Origin of the sequence: Labilibaculum euxinicum (genome assembly GCF_009795715.1) — a bacterium.
GTDB classification, from domain to species: Bacteria; Bacteroidota; Bacteroidia; order Bacteroidales; family Marinifilaceae; genus Labilibaculum; species Labilibaculum euxinus.
Genome location: NZ_WTCR01000001.1, coordinates 321,329 through 342,873 on the forward strand (window position 1 = coordinate 321,329; position 21,545 = coordinate 342,873).

16 protein-coding genes and 1 tRNA gene are annotated in these 21,545 nt (G+C 37.6%); 3 read left to right on the top strand and 14 right to left on the bottom strand.

The window, feature by feature from the left end; translation table 11 throughout:
- Nucleotides 1-55: 55 nt before the first annotated feature.
- From cysD to GQR60_RS01245, 9 genes are all read right to left on the bottom strand, one after another.
- Nucleotides 56-961, bottom strand: a complete 906-nt coding sequence (gene cysD / locus GQR60_RS01210) for a sulfate adenylyltransferase subunit CysD (protein ID WP_101310541.1) — start codon at nucleotides 959-961, stop codon at nucleotides 56-58.
- Nucleotides 962-1,043: 82 nt separating this feature from the next.
- Complete coding sequence (cysC, locus tag GQR60_RS01215) at nucleotides 1,044-1,652, bottom strand: adenylyl-sulfate kinase (protein ID WP_124991193.1); 609 nt, start codon at nucleotides 1,650-1,652, stop codon at nucleotides 1,044-1,046.
- Nucleotides 1,653-1,825: 173 nt separating this feature from the next.
- Complete coding sequence (locus tag GQR60_RS01220) at nucleotides 1,826-2,665, bottom strand: enoyl-ACP reductase FabI (protein ID WP_101310539.1); 840 nt, start codon at nucleotides 2,663-2,665, stop codon at nucleotides 1,826-1,828.
- A gap of 118 nt (nucleotides 2,666-2,783) precedes the next feature.
- Nucleotides 2,784-4,439 (bottom strand): DNA repair protein RecN, encoded by a 1,656-nt coding sequence (recN, locus tag GQR60_RS01225; RefSeq protein ID WP_124991194.1) that lies wholly within the window; start codon nucleotides 4,437-4,439, stop codon nucleotides 2,784-2,786.
- 58 nt (nucleotides 4,440-4,497) lie between these two features.
- Nucleotides 4,498-5,403, bottom strand: a complete 906-nt coding sequence (gene porD / locus GQR60_RS01230; protein WP_124991195.1) for a type IX secretion system protein PorD — start codon at nucleotides 5,401-5,403, stop codon at nucleotides 4,498-4,500.
- Between the two features lie 59 nt (nucleotides 5,404-5,462).
- A complete protein-coding gene (locus GQR60_RS20020) occupies nucleotides 5,463-6,056 on the bottom strand; it encodes a phosphopantothenoylcysteine decarboxylase (RefSeq protein WP_306597675.1) in 594 nt (197 codons plus the stop codon).
- 53 nt (nucleotides 6,057-6,109) lie between these two features.
- Nucleotides 6,110-6,667, bottom strand: coding sequence for a flavoprotein (locus tag GQR60_RS20025; RefSeq protein WP_225441296.1), 558 nt, complete (start codon nucleotides 6,665-6,667; stop codon nucleotides 6,110-6,112).
- Between the two features lie 64 nt (nucleotides 6,668-6,731).
- Nucleotides 6,732-7,067 carry a DNA-directed RNA polymerase subunit omega gene (locus GQR60_RS01240; protein WP_124991196.1) on the bottom strand — a complete coding sequence of 112 codons (336 nt, stop codon included), beginning with the start codon at nucleotides 7,065-7,067 and terminating at the stop codon, nucleotides 6,732-6,734.
- Between the two features lie 23 nt (nucleotides 7,068-7,090).
- Nucleotides 7,091-7,894, bottom strand: a complete 804-nt coding sequence (locus tag GQR60_RS01245; RefSeq protein ID WP_124991197.1) for an outer membrane protein assembly factor BamD — start codon at nucleotides 7,892-7,894, stop codon at nucleotides 7,091-7,093.
- Between the two features lie 167 nt (nucleotides 7,895-8,061).
- On the opposite strand from GQR60_RS01245, the gene GQR60_RS01250 reads away from it, so the two are divergent.
- On the top strand, nucleotides 8,062-9,312 hold the full coding sequence (locus GQR60_RS01250; protein ID WP_124991198.1) for an aminotransferase class I/II-fold pyridoxal phosphate-dependent enzyme: 1,251 nt from the start codon (nucleotides 8,062-8,064) through the stop codon (nucleotides 9,310-9,312).
- Between the two features lie 112 nt (nucleotides 9,313-9,424).
- Here GQR60_RS01250 and trxB read toward each other — a convergent pair whose 3' ends face one another.
- Nucleotides 9,425-10,417 (bottom strand): thioredoxin-disulfide reductase, encoded by a 993-nt coding sequence (gene trxB, locus GQR60_RS01255; protein WP_225441297.1) that lies wholly within the window; start codon nucleotides 10,415-10,417, stop codon nucleotides 9,425-9,427.
- A gap of 180 nt (nucleotides 10,418-10,597) precedes the next feature.
- Between trxB and GQR60_RS01260 the strand changes: the two genes are divergently transcribed.
- Nucleotides 10,598-10,673, top strand: a tRNA-Pro gene (locus GQR60_RS01260).
- 644 nt (nucleotides 10,674-11,317) lie between these two features.
- Here the strand turns inward: GQR60_RS01260 and ftcD are convergent.
- Together ftcD and hutI are read right to left on the bottom strand one after the other, a co-directional pair.
- The gene (gene ftcD, locus GQR60_RS01265) at nucleotides 11,318-13,009 is read right to left on the bottom strand and encodes a glutamate formimidoyltransferase (protein WP_191991574.1); all 1,692 of its coding nucleotides are present in this window, start codon (nucleotides 13,007-13,009) and stop codon (nucleotides 11,318-11,320) included.
- Nucleotides 13,010-13,342: 333 nt separating this feature from the next.
- Nucleotides 13,343-14,596: an imidazolonepropionase gene (hutI, locus tag GQR60_RS01270; RefSeq protein ID WP_124991200.1), complete on the bottom strand. Its 1,254-nt coding sequence runs from the start codon at nucleotides 14,594-14,596 to the stop codon at nucleotides 13,343-13,345.
- A gap of 401 nt (nucleotides 14,597-14,997) precedes the next feature.
- Between hutI and GQR60_RS01275 the strand changes: the two genes are divergently transcribed.
- The gene (locus tag GQR60_RS01275) at nucleotides 14,998-16,593 is read left to right on the top strand and encodes a YfcC family protein (RefSeq protein WP_124991201.1); all 1,596 of its coding nucleotides are present in this window, start codon (nucleotides 14,998-15,000) and stop codon (nucleotides 16,591-16,593) included.
- Between the two features lie 122 nt (nucleotides 16,594-16,715).
- On the opposite strand, the gene GQR60_RS01280 is transcribed toward GQR60_RS01275, so the two are convergent.
- Nucleotides 16,716-18,110 carry a RagB/SusD family nutrient uptake outer membrane protein gene (locus tag GQR60_RS01280; RefSeq protein WP_124991202.1) on the bottom strand — a complete coding sequence of 465 codons (1,395 nt, stop codon included), beginning with the start codon at nucleotides 18,108-18,110 and terminating at the stop codon, nucleotides 16,716-16,718.
- Between the two features lie 24 nt (nucleotides 18,111-18,134).
- On the bottom strand, nucleotides 18,135-21,233 hold the full coding sequence (locus tag GQR60_RS01285) for a SusC/RagA family TonB-linked outer membrane protein (RefSeq protein ID WP_124991203.1): 3,099 nt from the start codon (nucleotides 21,231-21,233) through the stop codon (nucleotides 18,135-18,137).
- Nucleotides 21,234-21,545 lie beyond the last annotated feature (312 nt).

Consider the following 21,545-nt stretch of genomic DNA (forward strand, 5'->3'; position numbering starts at 1 on the left):
AACTATATTTTTCTCTTAGCCTCCAGCTTCAAGCTTTTAGCCTCACATTCAATTTTTAAAAATATCCTTCTTTCTTACGATCTTCCATCGCGGCTTCCGACCTTCTGTCATCGGCTCTTGTTCCACGCTCGGTTGTTCTTGTAGCTGCAACTTCTTCGATAATTTCTTCTAAAGAATGTGCCTCCGATTCAACAGCTCCGGTGCAAGTAGCATCTCCAATGGTACGGAATCTAACGATTCTTTTCTCCGTCTTTTCTCCTGGACGCATTGGTATGCAATCACTTTTAGCCAAAAGAGTTCCATTTCTTTGAAACACTTCACGTTCGTGTGAAAAATACAGATTAGGAATTTCAATATTTTCAAGATAGATGTATTGCCACACATCCATTTCAGTCCAATTCGAAATAGGAAATACTCTAAAATGTTCTCCAATATGTTTCTTCCCGTTAAACAGGTTCCACAATTCAGGACGCTGATTTTTTGGATCCCACTGACCGAACTCATCTCTATGAGAGAAAAAACGTTCTTTAGCTCTTGCTTTCTCCTCATCGCGACGACCACCGCCCATTGCGCAATCTACTTTTAAATCTTCGATACCATCCAAGAGTGTAACTGTTTGCAACTTATTTCTACTGGCATTAAATCCAGTTTCTTCTGCAACTTTTCCCTGATCAATAGAGTCCTGAACGTAACGCACAATAATACGGGTTCCTGTTTTCTCCATCAGCATATCTCTAAACTCGATGGTTTCTGCAAAATTATGTCCCGTATCAATATGCATCATTGGGAAAGGCACCTTTGCAGGAGCAAAAGCCTTACGAGCCAAGTGAAACATGATAATAGAATCTTTTCCTCCGGAAAATAACATGACCGGATTTTCAAATTGAGCAGCAACTTCACGAATCACAAAAATAGATTCAGCTTCCAGTTCTCTTAAATGATTAATATTGTATTCCTTCATTCGAAAATATTTTATTTGCTTTCTAACGGACTATTTATTGAAACAGTCATTTACAACAAAGTCTACTTAGTTTTCAACTTCACTAATTTCTTATTAACCGAGGTAAAATAGCTTCAATAACTTTTTCTACCGACTCCACAGGCGTCATTTCAGAGGTTTTGATTTCCAAAAAAGGATTCTCAGGTGCTTCAAAAGGAGAATCAAGGCCAGTGAAATTTTCAATTTCCCCATTTCTGGCTTTTTTATACAATCCTTTTACATCTCTCTCTTCACATACTTTATAAGATGCATTTACATACACCTCTAAAAAATCTTCTTTCCCAACTATTTCCTTTGCTACATCCCTAATGTCAATAGTAGGACTCACAAAACAATTAATTGTAATGACACCGCAATTCAGAAATAACTTAGATACCTCGGCAATTCGCCTGATATTTTCAGTTCTGTCTTCTTCCGAGAAGCCTAAATTTTTATTGATTCCTGTTCGGATGTTATCTCCATCAAGAATCTGGGTTAAAAACCCCCTTTTCTGAAGTTCCTTCTCCAATCCGATAGCAATAGTGGTTTTACCTGATCCGGAAAGTCCAGTCATCCAAATAACCTTAGAATTCTGATTTAAAATCCCCTCTTTATCTTCCCTTCCTAAAATCCGATCAAACACAGGATGGATATTTGTTGCCTTTGTGGTCATTAACTATTTTTTGTTTTGCTATTTTCTTACAATTCTGATTTTTGAAAAGTAAGGGCAAATGTACATATTATCAGTAGATTTTAAAAATCTACGCATTTTTGAATTCATGATTTTTCGCAAAAAAAAATCCGGATTTTTCAATCCGGATTCAAAAGATAATATTTAGCTTTTTATTATTCTTTACAATCGCAAGGATTAAAACTCTTATTGTACTGGCTCATAGCTCTATAACTCATGCCCATACTTGAGAAACCTCCGTCATGAAATAAATTCTGCATGGTAACTTTCTTTGTCAGATCTGAGAATAAAGTGATGCAATAATTCGCACATTCTTCAGCAGTAGCATTTCCAAGGGGCGACATTCGTTCCGAAAAATCAATTAATGAATCGAATCCTTTAACTCCGCTACCGGCAGTTGTCATTGTTGGTGATTGCGAAATAGTATTAATACGCACACTTTTTTCACGTCCATAGATGTAACCAAAACTTCTGGCGATCGATTCCAACATCGATTTAGCATCAGCCATATCGTTGTATTCGTACATTGTTCTTTGTGCCGCCGCATAAGATAATGCTACTACAGATCCCCACTCAGCCATTGCATCAAGTTTCTTTGCAGTTTGCAATACTTTGTGAAATGAAATGGCCGAAATATCCAATGTTTTTTTCAAGTACTCGTAGTTCAATTCATCGTAAGCAAGTCCTTTACGAACATTTGGCGACATACCAATTGAATGAAGAACGAAGTCAATCTTACCACCCAAAATCTCCATTGATTTTGTAAACAACACTTCCAAGTCCTCGGGACTTGTAGCATCAGCAGGAATTACCTGAGCATTACATTTTTTAGCCAATTCATCAATTGTACCCATTCGGATGGAAACAAGAGTATTTGTTAAAACAATCTCAGCTCCTTCTGCCACGGCAAGTTCTGCAACTTTCCATGCAATAGACATTTCATTCAAGGCACCAAAAATAATCCCTCTTTTTCCTTTTAATAAATTATACGACATACTTAGTAATTATCATTTTTTTCAGCTTCAAAGATAACACATTAAATTAAGAATGATCCTAAATAAGCTCATTAATTAAGACTGAATAAATTCTTTAATTCGATAAAATGTGAAACAATTAATTAGATAACAGCACCTTAGCATTGTCCAAAGCTGCCTGAGTGAGGTCAGCTCCGCTTAGCATTTTAGCAAGCTCTTCTATGCGGCTTTGCTGGTCGAGAAGTACAATATTTGAATAGGTTTCCAACTCATCATCTGCCTTATAAACCTTATAATGATTTTTTCCTTTTCCTGCTATCTGAGGAAGGTGAGTAATACTGATTACCTGAATATTTTCTGCCATTTTATTCATCATAGTTCCCATTTTGGCTGCAATTTCACCGGAAACACCCGTGTCAATTTCATCAAAAACGATGGATGGCAATGCTGTCGACGAAGATATTAAATACTTGATACTCAACATGAGTCTGGACAACTCTCCCCCTGAAGCAACTCTTTGCACTTCCTCTAGCTGACCATTCTTATTGGCACTGAACAGAAAACTCAAATAATCACATCCCAAATACTGAAAATCTTCTTTAATCTGTGTAGAGATCTTAAAGTTTGCATTGGGAATTCCGAGCTGAACCAGCTGCGAAACGATTGTTTTCTCAATAGCGGGAATTACCTTTACCCTACTATCAGTAAGCTTTTTAGCTGACTTAATAACCAATTCTTTCTGCGCTTTTAATTGCTTCTTCAAATCTTCAATGAAATCATCACCAGAAACAATTTTATCCACTTTTTGTATCAATTCTTCCCTGATTTGAATTAGCTCTTCAACAGAATTCACATGATGTTTCTGTTGCAGGGAATAAACAGCATCTAATTTCTGATTTAAAAATTCAATTCTTGAAGGGTCCAATTCAACAGACTCATTACTTCGATCCAATTCCTGTGCAAGATCATTCAATTCGATGTATGCACTCTCCAGTCGTTCAAAAAAACTTTCAGCATCCGGGAATACGTTTTTGATTTGAGCTACTGCATTCCGCGCCTCTTTCAACTGCGTAACAATTGGAAATTCACCTTCCGACAGATTTTCGTACGCTTTAACCAAACCCGACTTAATCTCCTCGGCATGAGTCAGAGTTTCCAACTCAGCTTCCATTTCAATCTGTTCTCCGGCAACTAATTTTGCATCGAGCAATTGCTCCAATTGAAACTGAAAATAATCCAAATCAGCTTTTTCCTTGGCGGCCAATTCTTCTTGTTTACGCAACTCCTGCTTTAGCTTTTGGAATTTATCAAAGTACTCTTGATACTTTTTTAAGATCTCCGAATTGCCTGCATAAGTATCTACAATTCCTACCTGATACTCGAAACTTCCAATCACCAAATTCTGATTTTGGCTATGCACATCAATCAGGCGCAAACCTAACTCTTTTAAAATTTTTACACTTACAGGTGAATCGTTCACAAAAGCCCGGCTCTTACCATTAGGAAGTATTTCTCTTCGTAGCAGAGTTTCCTTTTCGTAATCCAATTCGTTGTCAGCAAAAAACTTCTCTAATTGATACCTTTCAATTGAAAATGAACTTTCGATTATGCACTTTTGTTCTTTATCCTTAAGTACATTCACCTCCGCTCTTTGACCTAAAACCAAGGATAAGGCTCCTAAAAGTATTGACTTACCAGAACCTGTTTCTCCCGTTATTACTGAGAAACCATCTGAAAATTCAATATCCAGCTTTGTAATTAAAGCATAATTCTGAATTGATATGGATTGAAGCATAGGAATCTAAAAAATGATCATGGTAACTCGGCAAAACAAGCTTATCCCTAAAATAGAATTACTTTTCTTTTTGCCCTATTATTTTATTGTATTTTGAAATATTGGCAGGATCAATTTCGCTGAGTATATTAAAAACCCTTTTCTTTTCATCCGTAAAGGATTCTGAAAAAATATTCACCAACTCATCGGCTTTTGCATCAAAAAATATTTGAAGAATAAATGATCCTGGTTTTGTTCTATATGCTTTCTGAAGTAATCGTAAACTTTCTGCTATTTCAGCTCTGGATTCAGTTAAACGCTCTGCCATATTATCCAACCCTAAACGATGGTAGCGATAAAGGCACTCTCGAACCGGGCTATAAGCATTGTTTAATATGTTCTCGACTAACCAATATCTGTTTTTCCTACTTTCGAAAGCCTTCCAACCTTTTACATTTGAATTTTGCATCTTATTTACAATCGCCTCAGCTTTTGCGTAATAAACACTCCCGCCATCCATCGAATAAGTATCGTAATCCAAACCTAAAACAATATAAGCATAGTAAGATAACAATGCAGTTAAACTGGTCGGTGTAGTTGCCTCGTTGAACTCTAAAGTTTGATACTCTACGTACTTGAACTGAACATCATCGTCCTTAAAATTTAGCAATACACTATTGTAAGAAGAATTAAATATTGGCCGGCTAACCTGAACCTGAACGGAGCCCTTAAACTCATCGGCAGATATTTGATTGGTTAAATTAATTAGAATCGTACATTCAATTCTCTCATCGTAACTATAAACATGATCTGTCCATCGCGTGGTATTCATAAACTCGTAAACCGCAGTCTGAAGCGTTCTAAATACCTGTTTATTGGTTCCCTGGATTTGCTGACTCACAATCTGAACATTACACCTTAACTCCTGAGAAAACAAAGGAATGGAGATGATAAAAGCAAATAGCAATACAATGAGTTTTCGCATAATTCGATTTCAAAAGTTAACAGCTAAAGTTAAAAATTTAAACGGAAGTGAACCAATATTTATTCTTCATAATATGCAATCAATTCATTAACGATATCTTTTGCCACCTCTGCTTTACTTTTCAACCCGAACTTTTTACACTCTCCACGCTTATTTATTATCGTTATCTTATTGGTATCGTACTGAAAACCGGCACCTTTATCATTCAAAGAATTAAGAACTACGAAATCCAGATTTTTCTTCTCCAACTTCAATTTGGCATTGGTTTCTTCATCGTTTGTCTCCAATGCAAAACCGACCAAAAATTGATTTATTGTTTTAATGTTACCCAAAGATGCAGCAATATCCTTTGTGGGAGTAAGCTCTATGGTATAATTTTCCTTTCCTCTTTTCACCTTAGTATTTTCTGTTGTTACAGGTGTAAAGTCAGCCACTGCAGCGGTCATAATTCCACCATCGCAAGACGGAAATGCCCGTAACGATGCCTCGTACATTTCCCGAGCAGAAACAACATCAATACGTTTTATATTTTGATTTTGAGTACTTAAAGAGGTAGGTCCGCTTACCAAGATAACCTGAGCTCCTTGGGAAGCTAATTCTTCGGCTATTGAAAAGCCCATTTTTCCGGATGAAAAATTACCAATAAAACGCACAGGATCAATTTTTTCGTAAGTTGGTCCTGTGGTAATTAAAATCTTCTTATTGCTTAGTTTTTTTTTTTAGATTCGAAAAATTCGATAATTTTCTTAACGATAATTTCCGGTTCTTCCATTCTTCCCTTTCCGTAAAGTCCACTAGCCAACTCACCACTCGAAGGTTCTATAAACAAATCGCCGTAGGATCTTAAAATTTCCATATTTCGCAATGTGGCAGGATGCTTAAACATATCCAAATCCATTGCAGGTGTATGAATAACCGGACACTTGGCTGACAGATAAGTTGTTAAAAGCAAATTATCACAAATACCATTCGCCATTTTAGCCATTGTATTGGCCGTAGTTGGTGCAACAATCAATAAATCTGCCCAAATACCTAGATCTACATGACTATTCCATGATCCATCATCATGCTTAAAGAAATCTGATAATACGGTATTTTTGGATAAGGTGGCCATGGTTACAGGAGAAATAAACTCCTTTGCATAGGTAGTCATGATCACTTTTACATTGGCTCCTTCTTTCACCAATAAACGCACTAAAGAAGCCGCTTTATAAGCAGCAATACTTGCGGTAACTCCAAGAATAATGTTTTTATCTTTTAACATAAATCAGACTTAAAAATAAAAAGTTCCCTTTTGCTGCAAAGGGAACTAATAAACTATTTTGTGATTAATCTTCTGCTTGTACCTCTTTTGCAGGATTTCTGTAATAGATTTCTCCATTAATAAATTCCTCAACCGCGATTAAAGATGGCTTTGGCAATCTCTCGTAATATTTAGAGATTTCAATTTGCTCGCGATTTTCAAAAACCTCTTCCAAGTTATCTGTATAAGATGCAAACTCCTGCAACTTCTTATTCAGCTCACTTTTCAGTTCAACAGCAATCTGATTAGAACGTTTTGCCATAATCACTACAGATTCGTAAACATTACCCACTTCTTCACTTAACTCAGTCATGTTACGGGTAATTGTAGAACTTGCTGCATTTGTTTTCTTGTAATCCATACTATAAAAGAATTAGATCTATTTTAAATATTCGTATTAAACTTACTCAAGTAGGCTTCTATACCTTCAATCATTTTTTCAGCACGCTTTCGATACTTACTTTCAGGGAATTCATCAACAAAAGAAAAATATTCTTCCTTTGCGAGATTGTATCTTTCTCTTTTTTTGTCTTCAACACTTAATAAGGCCAATTCATATCGAGATTCCAACAACATAAACATTAAATCTTCCCGATAAGAAGAACCAGGGTAATCTTTCAATCCATTTTGCAAGGAAACAATTGCTGCAGGAAAATGTTCTCTGTCATAATAGTTTCTTGCACTTAAGAATGATTTCAGCACCAGCTTATCCTGCATCTCATCAATATAATCGTTGCACTTTGGAATTCTGGTAGAATTCGGATAGCGGTTAATGTATAATTGAAAAGCATCAATCGCATCTTTTGTTGATGTCTGATCCAATCTTGGTTTTGGTGACTCCAAATAGTAGCAATATGCACTCATATACAAACTCTCTTCTGAGTATGGACTATCCGGAAATGTTTTCAAGAAATTCCTGAAGAAATATCCAGCAGAAATATAATCTCCCGAACCATAAGAACAGTAAGAAATATAGTAGCTGATTGTTTCCGCTTTGCTTGTTCCCCGATAAATTGGCAATAACTCCTCAAAAAGAGTTGCAGCTTTTACATATTCCTCTGCATTATAGTATTCAACAGCCTTCTTATATTTCAAAGGATTATCGTTACTCTTTAGCAATTTCTGGTAATCGCTGCATCCACCTAAAATAAAGGCGAACAGTAAAAAAACATAAACAATTTTTCTCATAGGTATAGCTACTCTATTTTTTTGCATTTTGCAAAGATATAGTTTTCAAGCGAAAAATAGGATACTTTCCACTCATATTATACAATTCTTTATAATTTATTGCTAAAATTCCAAAAAACATTACTTTTGCACAGTTGCAATTAAAACATTTCAAAAAAGCATAGACTGTGGATATATTTGACAAAGTTACATCAAAAAGAGGAAATCTAGGGCAATACGCTAAGCAAGCTCATGGATATTTTGCATTTCCTAAATTGGAAGGTGAAATAGGATCAAGAATGAAATTTCGTGGGAAAGAAGTTTTGACATGGAGTTTGAATAACTATATCGGATTAGCAAATCACCCTGAAGTAAGAAAAGAAGATGCTGAAGCTGCTGCAAGATGGGGATTAGCCTATCCAATGGGAGCTCGTATGATGTCCGGACAAACAAGCCGTCATGAAGAGCTGGAAGCTCAACTGGCTGATTTTGTTGGAAAACCAGATGCATTCCTTCTGAACTTTGGATATCAAGGTATGGTTTCTATTATTGATGCAATGGTTGGTCGTCATGATGTGATTGTTTATGATTCTGAATCACATGCATGTATCATGGATGGATTGAGACTTCACGTTGGAAAACGCTTCGTTTATCCTCATAACGATATGGATAATCTTCGTAAAGAATTAGACAGAGCTACCAAATGGACTGAAAAAACCGGTGGTGGAATTCTTGTAATTACTGAAGGTGTATTCGGAATGGCTGGTGACCTTGGTAAATTGGATGAAATTTGTGCTCTTAAGGATGATTTCAATTTCCGTTTACTTGTTGACGATGCTCATGGTTTTGGTGTAATGGGAAAAACCGGCGCTGGTACTATTGAGCATTTTGGTGTTGAAGACAAAGTAGATTTGCATTTCAGTACTTTCGCAAAAGCAATGGCTGGTATTGGTGCTTTTATCGCCTGCAGCGAAGAAGTTGGTACTTACCTTAGATACACAATGAGATCTCAGATTTTTGCAAAATCATTGCCAATGCCTATCGTAGAAGGATCTATTAAACGTTTGGAGTTACTTAAAAACTCTCCTGAATTGCGTGAGAAACTTTGGAACGTAACCAATGCTCTGCAAACTGGTTTAACTAAAGCCGGATTAAACATTGGCGTAACAGAATCTCCTGTAACACCAGTTTATTTATCTGGTAGTGTGGCTGAAGGAACTCAGGTAACTATGGATTTAAGAGAGAATTACAATATTTTCTGTTCTATCGTTGTTTACCCTGTAATTCCTAAAGGACAATTACTGCTTAGATTGATTCCTACTGCAATACACACTATAGAAGATGTTGAGTACACTGTTAATGCATTTAAAGAGGTTGCTAAAAAATTGAAAGATGGTAAATACAGCAATGAGAAATTTGCTGATATTTTTAATCAATAGCATTCTAAACAATACAATATAAACGACATTCTTTCGAATGTCGTTTTTTTTTGCAAAAAAAATTACCCGACTAACAAGTAATCGGGTAATCTATATCTAACAAAATTTGCATTTATTCTCTTTCAGAAAGAAATCTCTCAGCATCCATAGCTGCCATACATCCTGAACCTGCTGAAGTAATTGCCTGACGGTAGTGAGGATCTTTTAAATCTCCTGCTGCAAACACTCCGGGAACATTTGTTTTGGTCGAATCCGGCTCTGTCAATACATATCCTTGCTCATCAGTTTTTAAATACTTACTAAATATCTTCGAATTAGGTGTGTGCCCGATTGCGACAAAATAACCATCTATTTTGATGTCCACTTCTGTCTCATCGGCCTCTCCCATTCGCTTTATCAACTTAGCCCCCTGCACTACACCGTCGCCATAAAGCTCTTTGGTATTGTGCTCATAAAGCACTTCAATATTTTCTGTTCGGGCAACACGATCCTGCATAGCCTTAGAAGCTCTTAAATAATCTTTACGTACAATCAAATATACTTTCTTACACAAACCAGCCAGATAAGTTGCTTCTTCTGCTGCTGTATCGCCACCTCCAACTACTGCAACATCCAATCCACGGTAAAAGAAACCATCGCAGGTTGCACAAGCTGAAACTCCCGAGCCCATATATTTTTCTTCGGTTGGAAAACCCAAATATTTAGCGGTAGCACCTGTTGCCAAAATAACAGTCTCTGCCATAATAATTTTCTTCCCATCAACAATTATCTTGTGAGGATAAGAAGAAAAATCTACTTCCGTTACCAGTCCCCAACGACAATCTGTGCCAAATCTTTCCGCTTGTTTTTTTAAATCAGCCATCATAACCGGGCCGGTAACTCCATCTGCATATCCGGGGAAATTGTCTACCTCTGTTGTTGTTGTCAATTGTCCTCCGGGTTGCAAACCTTCAATTAAAACAGGATTCAAATTTGCTCTTGCGGCGTAAATTGCTGCAGTATATCCGGCAGGACCAGATCCAACAATCAGACATTTTACATTTTCCATATCCCCTTCAGGTGTAGAAGGATTGGTATCCTTCAGATTCATTGACTTAAATTCCATATATATTAATTATTCTGTTTCTAAATAAGTTTTCGAGTAGCAAATCTACAAAATATCTAGATAACTACAAGTGTGTTTATTCATAGAAAAAGTAGATGTTCATATCAATTAACTCGAATCTTTCAGCTGTTTTCATTTTGACAATTCTTAGACATAAACTATATTTGTTGCCAACAATATCGGGGCGTAGCTCAGCCAGGTTTAGAGTACGCGTCTGGGGGGCGCGGGGTCGGAAGTTCGAATCTTCTCGCCCCGACAATGTAAGATTAATGACTATCAAGCGGTTACAACTACAGTAGCCGCTTTTTTTTTCGCCTTATTTTCTCATGGATATTGCGATTTAAGATGCTTTTTGTAGCTTTAAAAGTATAAAAACGTGCAAAAAACGTGCAAATTATGGTAGCGATAAATCTCAACTTAGACACCCGAAAAGCCAAGAAAGACGGAACATTTCCGATAAAATAATTCTTTTTTATCAAAAGCGGCACAAATTGCTCCGAAATACCTCCAAGCTAAAGTGGCACAAGTTAGACCGAAATCTGTGGCACACTTTGCTCCGATATATCTGGCACAAGTTCGAGCGTTTTATCCATTAAACAAGCCGAAAAGGTTGTGTGAGGCTTTTTTACAATCTGGATGGTAACGACAGAACAGCTTTGCTTTTATACCGAACTCAATCTTATTAATTTATTTTATAACCATCCAACTTTTAGGGGTCACTTCAAATTGGATTGCCTGAGGTACGAAGTCTAGCCGTATAGTTCAACGAAAAACCTGACCCGAAGGGAACCCCCCCAAATAATTAACAATTGGGAATGAAATGAGTAGGGTCATGCCATGGCGTGACCTAAAAAAAAGGGACACGCCGTAACGTATCCCCCAATATGATGATGTAGTGTATTAAATTTTAGCGTTTACCATAGCTACAATCTCGTTCTCGAGAGCAATGGCTTTATCAACAATTGCCTGTCCTTTAGCGATGATATCGGCAGCCCAGGCTTTGTCCTGTAAATCAGCTGCATTAATTTTCACATTCATAAAAGCACCTAACACACCCGAACGAGCCACTAATGCGCCAACACCCGCATCGGTCACCGAATTAGGATTACCGATTTCAGCCATTGCTTTGGCAACATCCATCGATCCCAAACAAAGCTCCATGGTTTGGAACGGAACCATGGTAGCAAATTTAGTGGCTTCTTCCATTGCCTCGGCACGGGCAGTTTTCTCAGCATCGGTTCCCTTTGGCAAACGAATGGCATCCATAATTTTGTTGAAGGCGTTGGTGTCCTCATCAACCAAATGAACCAGCTTGCTGTGGTAGTATTTGCCTTGCTCAGCCCAATCGGAGAACTCTTCCCAACGATCATCCCATCCCGGCTTGTGAGCCGACAGGTTAGCCACCATTGAACCCAAAGCGGCACCCATAGCTCCCATGTATGCAGAAATTGATCCGCCGCCCGGAGCCATCGATTCGGAAGCTGTTTCGTTTACAAAATCGGTTAAACTTAAGTCAACCAATTTCTTCTGATCTTTGTCTTCGAGGATGTACTCGATAATTTTTTTGTCGGCATCGAATGGGTACAACTCATCCAATCCTAAAGATTTAACTGCGATTTTAATGATTTCGCGGTCGGCAATACCAGTTGAGCGTTCCTGCATGCGAAGGTAATGTTTACCGGCATCCAACATGGCTTTTAAGGGCACAACACCAACCAACTCCGATCCGGTAACACGAATACCACGAGCCTGAGCCTTGGCACAAACCTCGTCGAATGCTTTGTGAATAGAGGTTACCGTAAGGTCGGTCATGTTCATGGAAATCTGAGCAACACCAAATTCTTCAATAAACCATCCGATTGCCTTGGTCGCTTTTAAAGTTCCTGGAATCATTACCGGATTTCCTTTTTCATCGGTCACTATTTTTCCCGTTGCCGGATTTCCTTCGCGCAAGGTACGTCCACGCTCGCGAACATCGAATGCGATGGCATTGGCACGACGGGTTGAGGTGGTATTTAAGTTGAAATTGTAAGCAATTAGAAAATTACGCGCTCCAACAGCAGTTACTCCGCTTTTTGCAACTGCAGGTGTAAATTCGGCAGGTCCGAAATCGGGTTTCCACTGCTCGGTGCCAATTCTGTCTTTAACCGCTTCGTACTCGCCTGCACGGCAAACTGCTAAATTTTTACGTTCTGGTGTGCGTGCTGCACTTTCGTAGCAATAAACAGGAACACCTGCTTCTTCGCCAATGCGTTTTGCCAACTTGTGTGCGTACTCAACAGTCTCTTCCATACTGATGTTGGCAACTGGTACCAAGGGACAAACATCGGTAGCTCCAAAACGAGGATGAGCACCCGAGTGCTTACTCATATCGATTAACTCGGCTGCTTTTTTTACAGCCCGAAAGGCTGCTTCGCAAACCTCATCGGGCGTACCCACCATAGTTACTACGGTACGGTTGGTTGCTTTCCCAGGATCAACGTCGATTAAACGTACGCCTTCAACAGATTCAATTTCGTTGGTAATCTGCTTAATGATATTCATGTCGTTCCCTTCAGAAAAATTAGGAACACATTCGATTAGTTTTTTCATTGTTGTGATAGATATTAGACATGAGATGTGATAAATAAGATGTGAGAAACGAGAAAACTCAATTCTTCCCCAACAAGCTCCTTAATCATAACTCTCTGTCTGGTTGTTACTGTTCGTTGTTTTTAATATTTTATTCTTGTCACCTCATCCCCCAACCCCTTCTCCTAAAGACGAAGGGGGGCTTCTCTTCATTTTTGTATTAGAGCCGGTTTGTTGCTCTGTTCCCTCTCCTTCAGGAGAGGCTTAGGGTGAGGTGTTTATATTTAAATCTGTTATATAAAAATTGAGATATTTTCTCTCTCATATCTCCAATCTCATTTCTCACATCTATTTCTACAACACCTTCCCACGTAAAATCACGACATCAATCAGGTTGCTTCCGTAGGCATAGGGCATGTACTCCACCGAAGGAATTTCTTTGGTGATGTAAACATTAGCAATTTTCCCTTTGGCAATACTTCCCAATTCATCCTCAACGCCCATGGCATAAGCCGAATTTAGGGTAGTGGCATTAATAGCCTCCTGTGGCAGCATTTTATAATTGATACAGGCCAGCGACATAATAAACTTCATATTTCCCGATGGCGACGATCCCGGGTTAAAATCAGATGCCAAAGCAATTGGCAATCCTGCATCCATCATTTTGCGAACGGGTGAGCACACCATGTTTAAGAAAAATGCCGCTCCGGGCAATACTGTAGGCATGGTTTCCGATCCTTTTAAAGCTTCAATTTCGGCATCGCCAACAAACTCTAAATGATCCACCGAAAGTGCATTGTACTTCACTCCTACTTGAATTCCGCCTGAATAATCCAATTCGTTGGCATGAATTTTAGCCCGCATGCCATGTTTCATTCCTGCATTTAAAATCCGGTCGGTCTCTTCAACCGTAAAAAATCCTTTGTCGCAAAACACATCAATATAATCTGCTAAATCTTCAGCAGCAACCAAAGGTATCATTTCATTAATCACCATATCAACATACTCAGCTTGTCTGCCTATGTATTCAGCAGGCACAGCATGTGCTCCCAAAAAACTTGATTTGATAGTAAGCGGTGTTGATTCCTTTAAGCGCTTAATCACGCGAAGCATTTTTAATTCATCGGCAAGCGTTAAGCCATAACCACTTTTAATTTCAACAGCTCCGGTTCCCAAACTAATAATCTCGTGAATTCGCTCCATGGCCGATTCGTACAACTCCTCTTCCGTTGCTTCGTGCATCAATTTGGCCGAATTCAAAATTCCTCCGCCACGTTTGGCAATCTCTTCGTACGATAAACCTTTAATTTTATCGGAATATTCAATTTCGCGACTTCCCGCATACACCAAATGAGTATGCGAATCGCAAAAACTAGGAAAAACCATTCTTCCCGTAGCGTCATACTCCTCAATGCAATCAAAACCTTCCTTGTCATCAAAGTCAGGAATGTCTTCCATCTTACCAAAATCAGTAATTCTATCGCCTTCAATCAGCAAGTAGGCATCATCAATGCAATTCAAATTGGCCATATCGGTTCCGGCAACCCATTTACGAGCTTCCGTATCAACCTGAACTAATGTTTTTATATTACTTATTAACAACTTCATGTTATAGATATTTGATATTAGATGTGAGACATGAGAAATTCCCATTCTCTATATTTTCTTAACTCAATATTTCTTTCCGGGCGTTTCCCTCCTTGGGTCGGGTCAGGCTTTTCACTTCTACTCCTCGTTCTTCCCCACAAAATCCACCACAACTCGGGGTATCCGTTTCAATCCTTAACGCACTGTATCATTGCTCAGTTGCTCAACTTCTATCTGTTGCTTTTCACAATCTAAAAAGTTGAGAAATCACAATGCAAATATTAGGGAAAAAAGAGCAAATTGCAAACCTTTTCGAGTTGCCTTTTAAAATAAATTCAAAGCTTCCATTCTCTTCATATTTTTCTATTTTTACACATTCAATTTTACAAGAACAATCAAAACTTACAACAAACCTACAAATCATGTTTAAAAAGATACCACATACTTATGTTATTGTATTCGCAATAGTCGTTCTATCAGCCATTCTTACGTGGCTGATTCCCGGAGGCGAATTCGAACGAACTGCCGTAAATGTTAATGGAACCAACCGCGAGGTTATTGTACAGGATTCCTACCAACAAATCGAAAGCCAGGGTCAGTCATGGGAAATATTCTCTTCTTTTTTCAAAGGATTTGTTGATAAAGCCGACATCATCATGTTTATTCTCGTTATTGGCGGCGCTTTCTGGATCATGAATGCGAGCAAATCTATCGATATTGGAATCTACTCTTTTCTGGAATTCACCAAGAAACTGGAGAAAAATAAACTGATCCGAAAAATTGGGGTCAACAACATTATTCTCACGCTAATTATGCTCATATTTAGCATTTTTGGCGCCACCTTCGGCATGAGTGAGGAAACCATAGCCTTCACCATTATATTTGTACCCATGGCCATTAAAATGGGATACGATTCAATTGTAGGTGTAGCCATCTGCTTTGTTGCTGCCGGACTTGGTTTTGCCGGAGCTCTTTTAAATCCTTTCACCATTGGTATTGCACAAGGATTATCGAACTTACCATTGTTCTCGGGTATCGAGTACCGATTATTTTGTTGGGTGGTGATTAATTTTATCGGTTTTGCTTTCATCTTACGATATGCGGCCAAAGTTCGCAAAAACCCTGCAAAATCATTGGTTTACACCGATGATGAATACTGGAGAAAGCATCACGATACCGATATGGAGGCAATTAAATATTACACACCAAAATCAGCATGGCTAACCTATATCGTTCTCTTGGTTTCTATGATTGGCTTTTCCTACTACTATCCTGTCAGTACCCTGAAAATCGGAAACTCCGAAAGTACTTTTATGGTACTGCCAATTATCACAGCTCTTTTTGCCATTTCAGGAATAATGACACTACGCAAATCGGTTCATTTTTATATCCTAAACCTACTTCTGTTCACAATTATCTTCCTGATTGTCGGCGTAATGGGCTACGGTTGGTACATCATGGAAATTGCCACCCTTTTCTTTGCCATGGGAATTTTCTCAGGTATTGCCTTCAATAACACAGCCAACGAAATTACCCACCTTTTTCTTGACGGCGCCCGTGATATTCTTTCTGCAGCCATGATTGTTGGCTTGGCAGGTGGAATCCTAATCGTTCTGAAAGAAGGTCACATCATCGATTCCATTCTTTACTACATCTCTCAATCGATGAATGATTTTGGAAAAATGGCTTCGGTGAGCATGATGTATCTAATTCAAAACCTCATCAACATCATCATTCCATCCGGTTCAGCAAAAGCAGCTCTTACCATGCCAATGATGTCGCAGTTTTCCGATTTAATTGGTGTATCGCGTCAGGCAACCGTAATGGCTTTTCAATTTGGTGACGGTTTCACCAACATGATTACACCAACCTCCGGTGTTTTGATCGGTGTATTGGGTGTTGCCAAAATTCCTTACAACAAATGGGTAAAATGGATCGGCGGTTTTATGGCTATCCTGATTTTATTGGGTTTATTATTGTTGATTCCGACCGTTACTATGGAACTGAATGGGTTTTAACCGCAAAATTATTCAGGCATAAATAAGAGCCTCAATTTTGAATTGAGGCCCTTTAAAATTTAAATGTCCGTCCTGAGATATCCTTTCATTAAAAGCAATATAAAAAACTAATTATATAAGCTCTATTTAGCATACCCTGGGTTCTGAACCATATTAGGATTAGCATCAATTTCATCCTGTGGAATCGGCCAACGTCTTTTATTATCTGTTATCGGTAAATCCAACAATGCCCAATGCGAACTACTTGTTCTGGTCACATTAAGTCCTCGTCTATTCAAATCGAACCAACGAAATCCTTCACCCCATAATTCTTTTCTTCTCTCAAGCAATACTTCATTAATTAGTGTTTCTCCTGTGCTGGTTGACTTAACTGCTGTTGCATCTGCTCTACTTTGAATTGCAAATAATGCGTCCTGAGCCGCTGTTTCATGGCCGGCACCTAATTCCGCTTCTGCTTCTGCTTCAATCAAATACATTTCAGATGCACGCATTAAAACTTGATCCATAACCCAACCACTTACATGTTCAAATTTTAATGACACATGTCCTCCTGAATAAACACCATCATCAATTTGTTGTAAACGAGTATCATCTGCTCCAAATAATGCACGAAAATCAACATCAATTCTAAAAGAATTATACCCCAATGTTCTTAGTGCATCATAAAATGAAGCAACATGCAGGTAACCATTATTATCATCAGCAACGGAACGCAAAGACCACATCCATTCCGAATTACTATCATCCTGAAAACCTTCCAGTAATTGATCTGCTGTCATTAATGAATAACCATCACGTGCCTCTTTGGCCCATTTTGATGCATTTGCCCAATCCTCCATATTAAGATATGCACGAGCCAATAATCCTTTTGCTGCGGCAGTTGTTAATCTATAACTTTCTGATGCAACAAGATTCTCTGCAGCATAAGTCAAATCACTAATAATTTGAGCATATACTTCCTGAACTGTAGAACGAGAAGGTCCCGGATCGGACGGCAATACTGGTTCAAGAATCAGAGGAACTCCTAAGGCGGAAGGATCTACAGCATATGGCATCGCATATGCCTGAATCATATTAAGATATGAATATCCCCGAAGCCCTCTGGATTCTGCAATTAATTGAACTTTTGAAGCCTCATCCATATCAACAGCTTCCAATCCATTTATAACAAGGTTCACATTGGTTATCACCTTATAAGCATACGCCCAAACATCCTCACAATAATACATTGTTGGTAGCTCTGTATAAGCATATGTTTCTACATGCCTTCCGTAATTACCAGAACTTTTCACAAACACATCCTCACCCTTTACATCTCCTTCCATTATAAAATATGGCAGATAATATGAGTATTGCATTTGATCATATGCACCAATAAGAACAGCATTTACTTTAGCTGGGGTCGACATTGCATCACTTGCCTCAATCGACTCGGATGGAGTCAGTTCGAGAAAATCCTCTCCGCAAGAAGCAAACAGGAGTGTCAATAGTAATAATAATAATATTCTATTTTTCATGTCTTCAATTTTTTCAATTAATACTTACAATCCTAATTTCACTCCAAATGAAAAAGTCTTAATATTTGGCATGTTATTATTTGATGTTCCAGCGATACTTTGTTCTGGATCAATTCCCTTATGATTTTGCCATGTCCAAATATTATCTCCTTGTACATATAATCTGAGACTTGAAAGCTTATAGCGCTCAAGGAATTGCTTAGGCACATCATATCCTAGAGTTATATTCCTCAATCTAACAAATGAGTTATCGTGCAAAAACCTTGTCGATCTTTCATGAAATTGAAAAGAGTTATTCACTTCAAATCGAGGAATATCAGTGATGTCACCTGGTTTTTTCCAAGCTTTGTCAATCACCTTTGTTAATAACTGAGTTCCTGGTGAAGATCCCATATGTAATAGATCAGCCTCAGTATAATCAAGAATCTTACCTCCCATACTAAAATATAGCATAAAAGAAAGATCAAAACCTTTATATTCGAAATTATTTCTTAAACCCGCAGTAAAATCTGGCAAAGCAGATCCTGATTTAAATTTAGTTGCTTTCGAATAAACTTTCGTAGTAGTAATCTCTTTCGTAGCTTCATCCTCTACATACCAAGTTGGAGATCCATCAGTGGCATCAACTCCTGCAAATTTTTGAATATAGAATTGGTAGCGATCACTTCCTTCTTCCCAGATTTTGGAACCATCAATAACCTTTTCCTCAGGTAAACTTTTAATCTTATTCTTGTTTGCTGAAAAATTTAAACTAGTTGTCCAAGAAAAAATACTGTTCCTCATATTTTCGCTTGATAGTTCAATTTCAATACCTTTATTTTCAATTTCTGCAATATTGGTTTTTACCGTAGGAACACCAGTCGTAAATGATAACTTTTGATCATACAACAGACCATCAGAAATTTTGCTATAATATTCAACAGTACCACTAATACGATTAAATAAACGAAATTCCGCTGCAATATCCCATGCTGTAAGTTTCTCCCATTTTAAATTTGGGTTTGCCATTTGAGAGAAAGCTATACCAGCATTACCACCATAATTTTGACCATAATCAAAAAGAGCCATAGCAATGTATCGTTCATATACACGAACTGCATCGCTACCATTAATACCATAACTTGCTCTAATTTTCAAATCATCGACCCATTGCAAATTCGACATAAAGTCTTCTTGCGACATTCTCCATGATCCTGCAACAGACCAAAAATTTCCCCACTTATTATCAGATCCAAAAATGGAGGATCCATCACGTCGGAAACTAGCACTGAAATAGTATTTACCGTCATAATCGTAATTTAAACGAGAAAAATAGGAACTTAAAGCTTTTTCTCTAAAATAAGAAAGTGCAGTAACAGGCTGTGCAGTAGCCACCAATTCATCCGTTCCAGGAAAAACAAAGTCTGTTGCTTCAGCATTTAGTAATTCATACTTAGTCTCTGTTGCTTCCTGACCTAACAATAAACCCACTGTGTGAATCTCATTGAACGTCTTGGACCAATTAAGTGTATTAGTAATAGATTTTGTAGTTTCAACAATACTATAACGATCTCCCCTACCATTTACAGACTTTCCATTACCATGTTCCGGATTATAAAATCTATTTTCTTTTAAATCAGATCTATCGTAAGACACTTGAGTCTTTAAATTAAAATCCTTTAAAAATTTCAATTCAGCGAATGATGAAGATAATACTCTAAAAGTTTCACTTGTATATTTATCCAAACTTCTTAACGCTACTGGATTGAAATCCAATTGAACCGCATTTTCATAGTTATACTCATCAGTTTTCACTCCATCTTCCCAAACATATAATGGATACACTGAAGATACATAATCTGCAAATTTGACAGGACTAGCACCACCACCAGCACCCGGAGGTGTTTTCTGCTCTGTAATAGAGATCGTATTGTTCATTCCAACTTTAAAAAAATCTGTTACATCATTGGAAACATTTAACTTTGTTGAAAGTCGCTCAAAACTAGAACCAATTGCAATTCCTTCTTGATTCAAATATCCCGCAGACAAATAAAATTTAGTTTTGTCATTACCTCCGGTAGCGCTAATATTATATTCTTCAGATTTAGCAATTCGATAAACCTCATCTCTCCAATCTGTATCATATAATAGCTTTGCATTTGGGTCTAATTGTCCATTTGCTCCATAAGGATTATCAATATTATATGGATTTATTGTAGCTCCACTAGTGCTAAAATCACTAATAACAGAAGCATTAGCAGCTGTAGCATCCCCGCCATTTTCAGCATAGTAATAATCAAAAAATGTTTTATAATACTGCCCTGCATTCATTATTTTATGCTGATCAACCGCCATATCAGAAAAGCCATATTTTGCAGAGAAGTTAACTTTGGTCTTTCCAGACAATCCTTGTTTCGTTGTAATCAATATAACACCATTAGCTGCACGTGAACCATATAATGCAGAAGCTGATGCATCTTTCAGGATAGTTATATTCTCTATATCCGAAGGATTTAAAGAGGAAAGTGGGCTCGCAGAGGTTCCATAATTAGTCGCATCAGCAACTTGGCTATAATTTTCCGAATTAATTGCAACGCCATCAATTATATATAAAGGAGTAGCAACACCATTAATAGAACCAATACCACGAATTCGAACAGTTGTTGCAGATCCTGGCTGACCAGAAGTACTAACGACCTGCACCCCTGCTGTACTTCCCTGAAGAGCTTCTTCGAAACTCGTTGCAGAAGATTTTAAAATATCGTCACCTTTAACTGTTGCTGCCGAACCAGTAAAACTAGATTTCTTGGATACTCCATAAGCTACAACCATAACCTCATCCATTCCTATTGCTTCGGCTTGCATAATTACATTAATCACGGTCTGATTTCCAACAGAAATTTCCTGTGGTGTCATCCCCACAAAACTAAATACTAAAATATCACCTGATTTTGTGGATAAAGAATAATTCCCATCCAAATCAGTACTTGTTCCTGATGTAGTCCCTTTAATTACGACGGATACGCCAGGCATACCAAATCCATCATCGGCACTGGTGACAATACCAGTAACCTGTCTTGTTTGCGCACTAACTATCTGGATTGATAGTAATACAACACAAACAATAAGTGTTAGTTTTTTCATAAAAGAAATTTTTAGTTAGTAAAAATACATGTGGTTAACGGAGATTAATTTAACAAATTTTAACGATCTCGCGAAATTTTTTATACTTGTTAAGTACTATTAATCAACGTAGTACAACAATTCAACTAACTAAAACAACAATAACAATTAACAGTACAGATATTTAAAAATATACATATCCTTATATTATAAAGACATTTCAAATTTTCATAATAAAAATATTTACAAAAACAATTAATTACTATAAAAACTTATCTGATTTAAAAATATTATAAATTACTCCTCACATAACTACCTTATGATCAAATCAAA

Bases quoted from the DNA above. Each gene is read 5' to 3' on its own strand.
- cysD (WP_101310541.1), bottom strand. From the start codon at position 961: ATGAAGGAATACAATATTAATCATTTAAGAGAACTGGAAGCTGAATCT.
- cysC (WP_124991193.1), bottom strand. From the start codon at position 1,652: ATGACCACAAAGGCAACAAATATCCATCCTGTGTTTGATCGGATTTTA.
- GQR60_RS01220 (WP_101310539.1), bottom strand. From the start codon at position 2,665: ATGTCGTATAATTTATTAAAAGGAAAAAGAGGGATTATTTTTGGTGCC.
- recN (WP_124991194.1), bottom strand. From the start codon at position 4,439: ATGCTTCAATCCATATCAATTCAGAATTATGCTTTAATTACAAAGCTG.
- porD (WP_124991195.1), bottom strand. From the start codon at position 5,403: ATGCGAAAACTCATTGTATTGCTATTTGCTTTTATCATCTCCATTCCT.
- GQR60_RS20025 (WP_225441296.1), bottom strand. From the start codon at position 6,667: ATGTTAAAAGATAAAAACATTATTCTTGGAGTTACCGCAAGTATTGCT.
- GQR60_RS01240 (WP_124991196.1), bottom strand. From the start codon at position 7,067: ATGGATTACAAGAAAACAAATGCAGCAAGTTCTACAATTACCCGTAAC.
- GQR60_RS01245 (WP_124991197.1), bottom strand. From the start codon at position 7,894: ATGAGAAAAATTGTTTATGTTTTTTTACTGTTCGCCTTTATTTTAGGT.
- trxB (WP_225441297.1), bottom strand. From the start codon at position 10,417: ATGGAATTTAAGTCAATGAATCTGAAGGATACCAATCCTTCTACACCT.
- ftcD (WP_191991574.1), bottom strand. From the start codon at position 13,009: ATGAAAAAACTAATCGAATGTGTTCCTAATTTTTCTGAAGGGAACGAC.
- hutI (WP_124991200.1), bottom strand. From the start codon at position 14,596: ATGAAGTTGTTAATAAGTAATATAAAAACATTAGTTCAGGTTGATACG.
- GQR60_RS01275 (WP_124991201.1), top strand. From the start codon at position 14,998: ATGTTTAAAAAGATACCACATACTTATGTTATTGTATTCGCAATAGTC.
- GQR60_RS01280 (WP_124991202.1), bottom strand. From the start codon at position 18,110: ATGAAAAATAGAATATTATTATTATTACTATTGACACTCCTGTTTGCT.
- GQR60_RS01285 (WP_124991203.1), bottom strand. From the start codon at position 21,233: ATGAAAAAACTAACACTTATTGTTTGTGTTGTATTACTATCAATCCAG.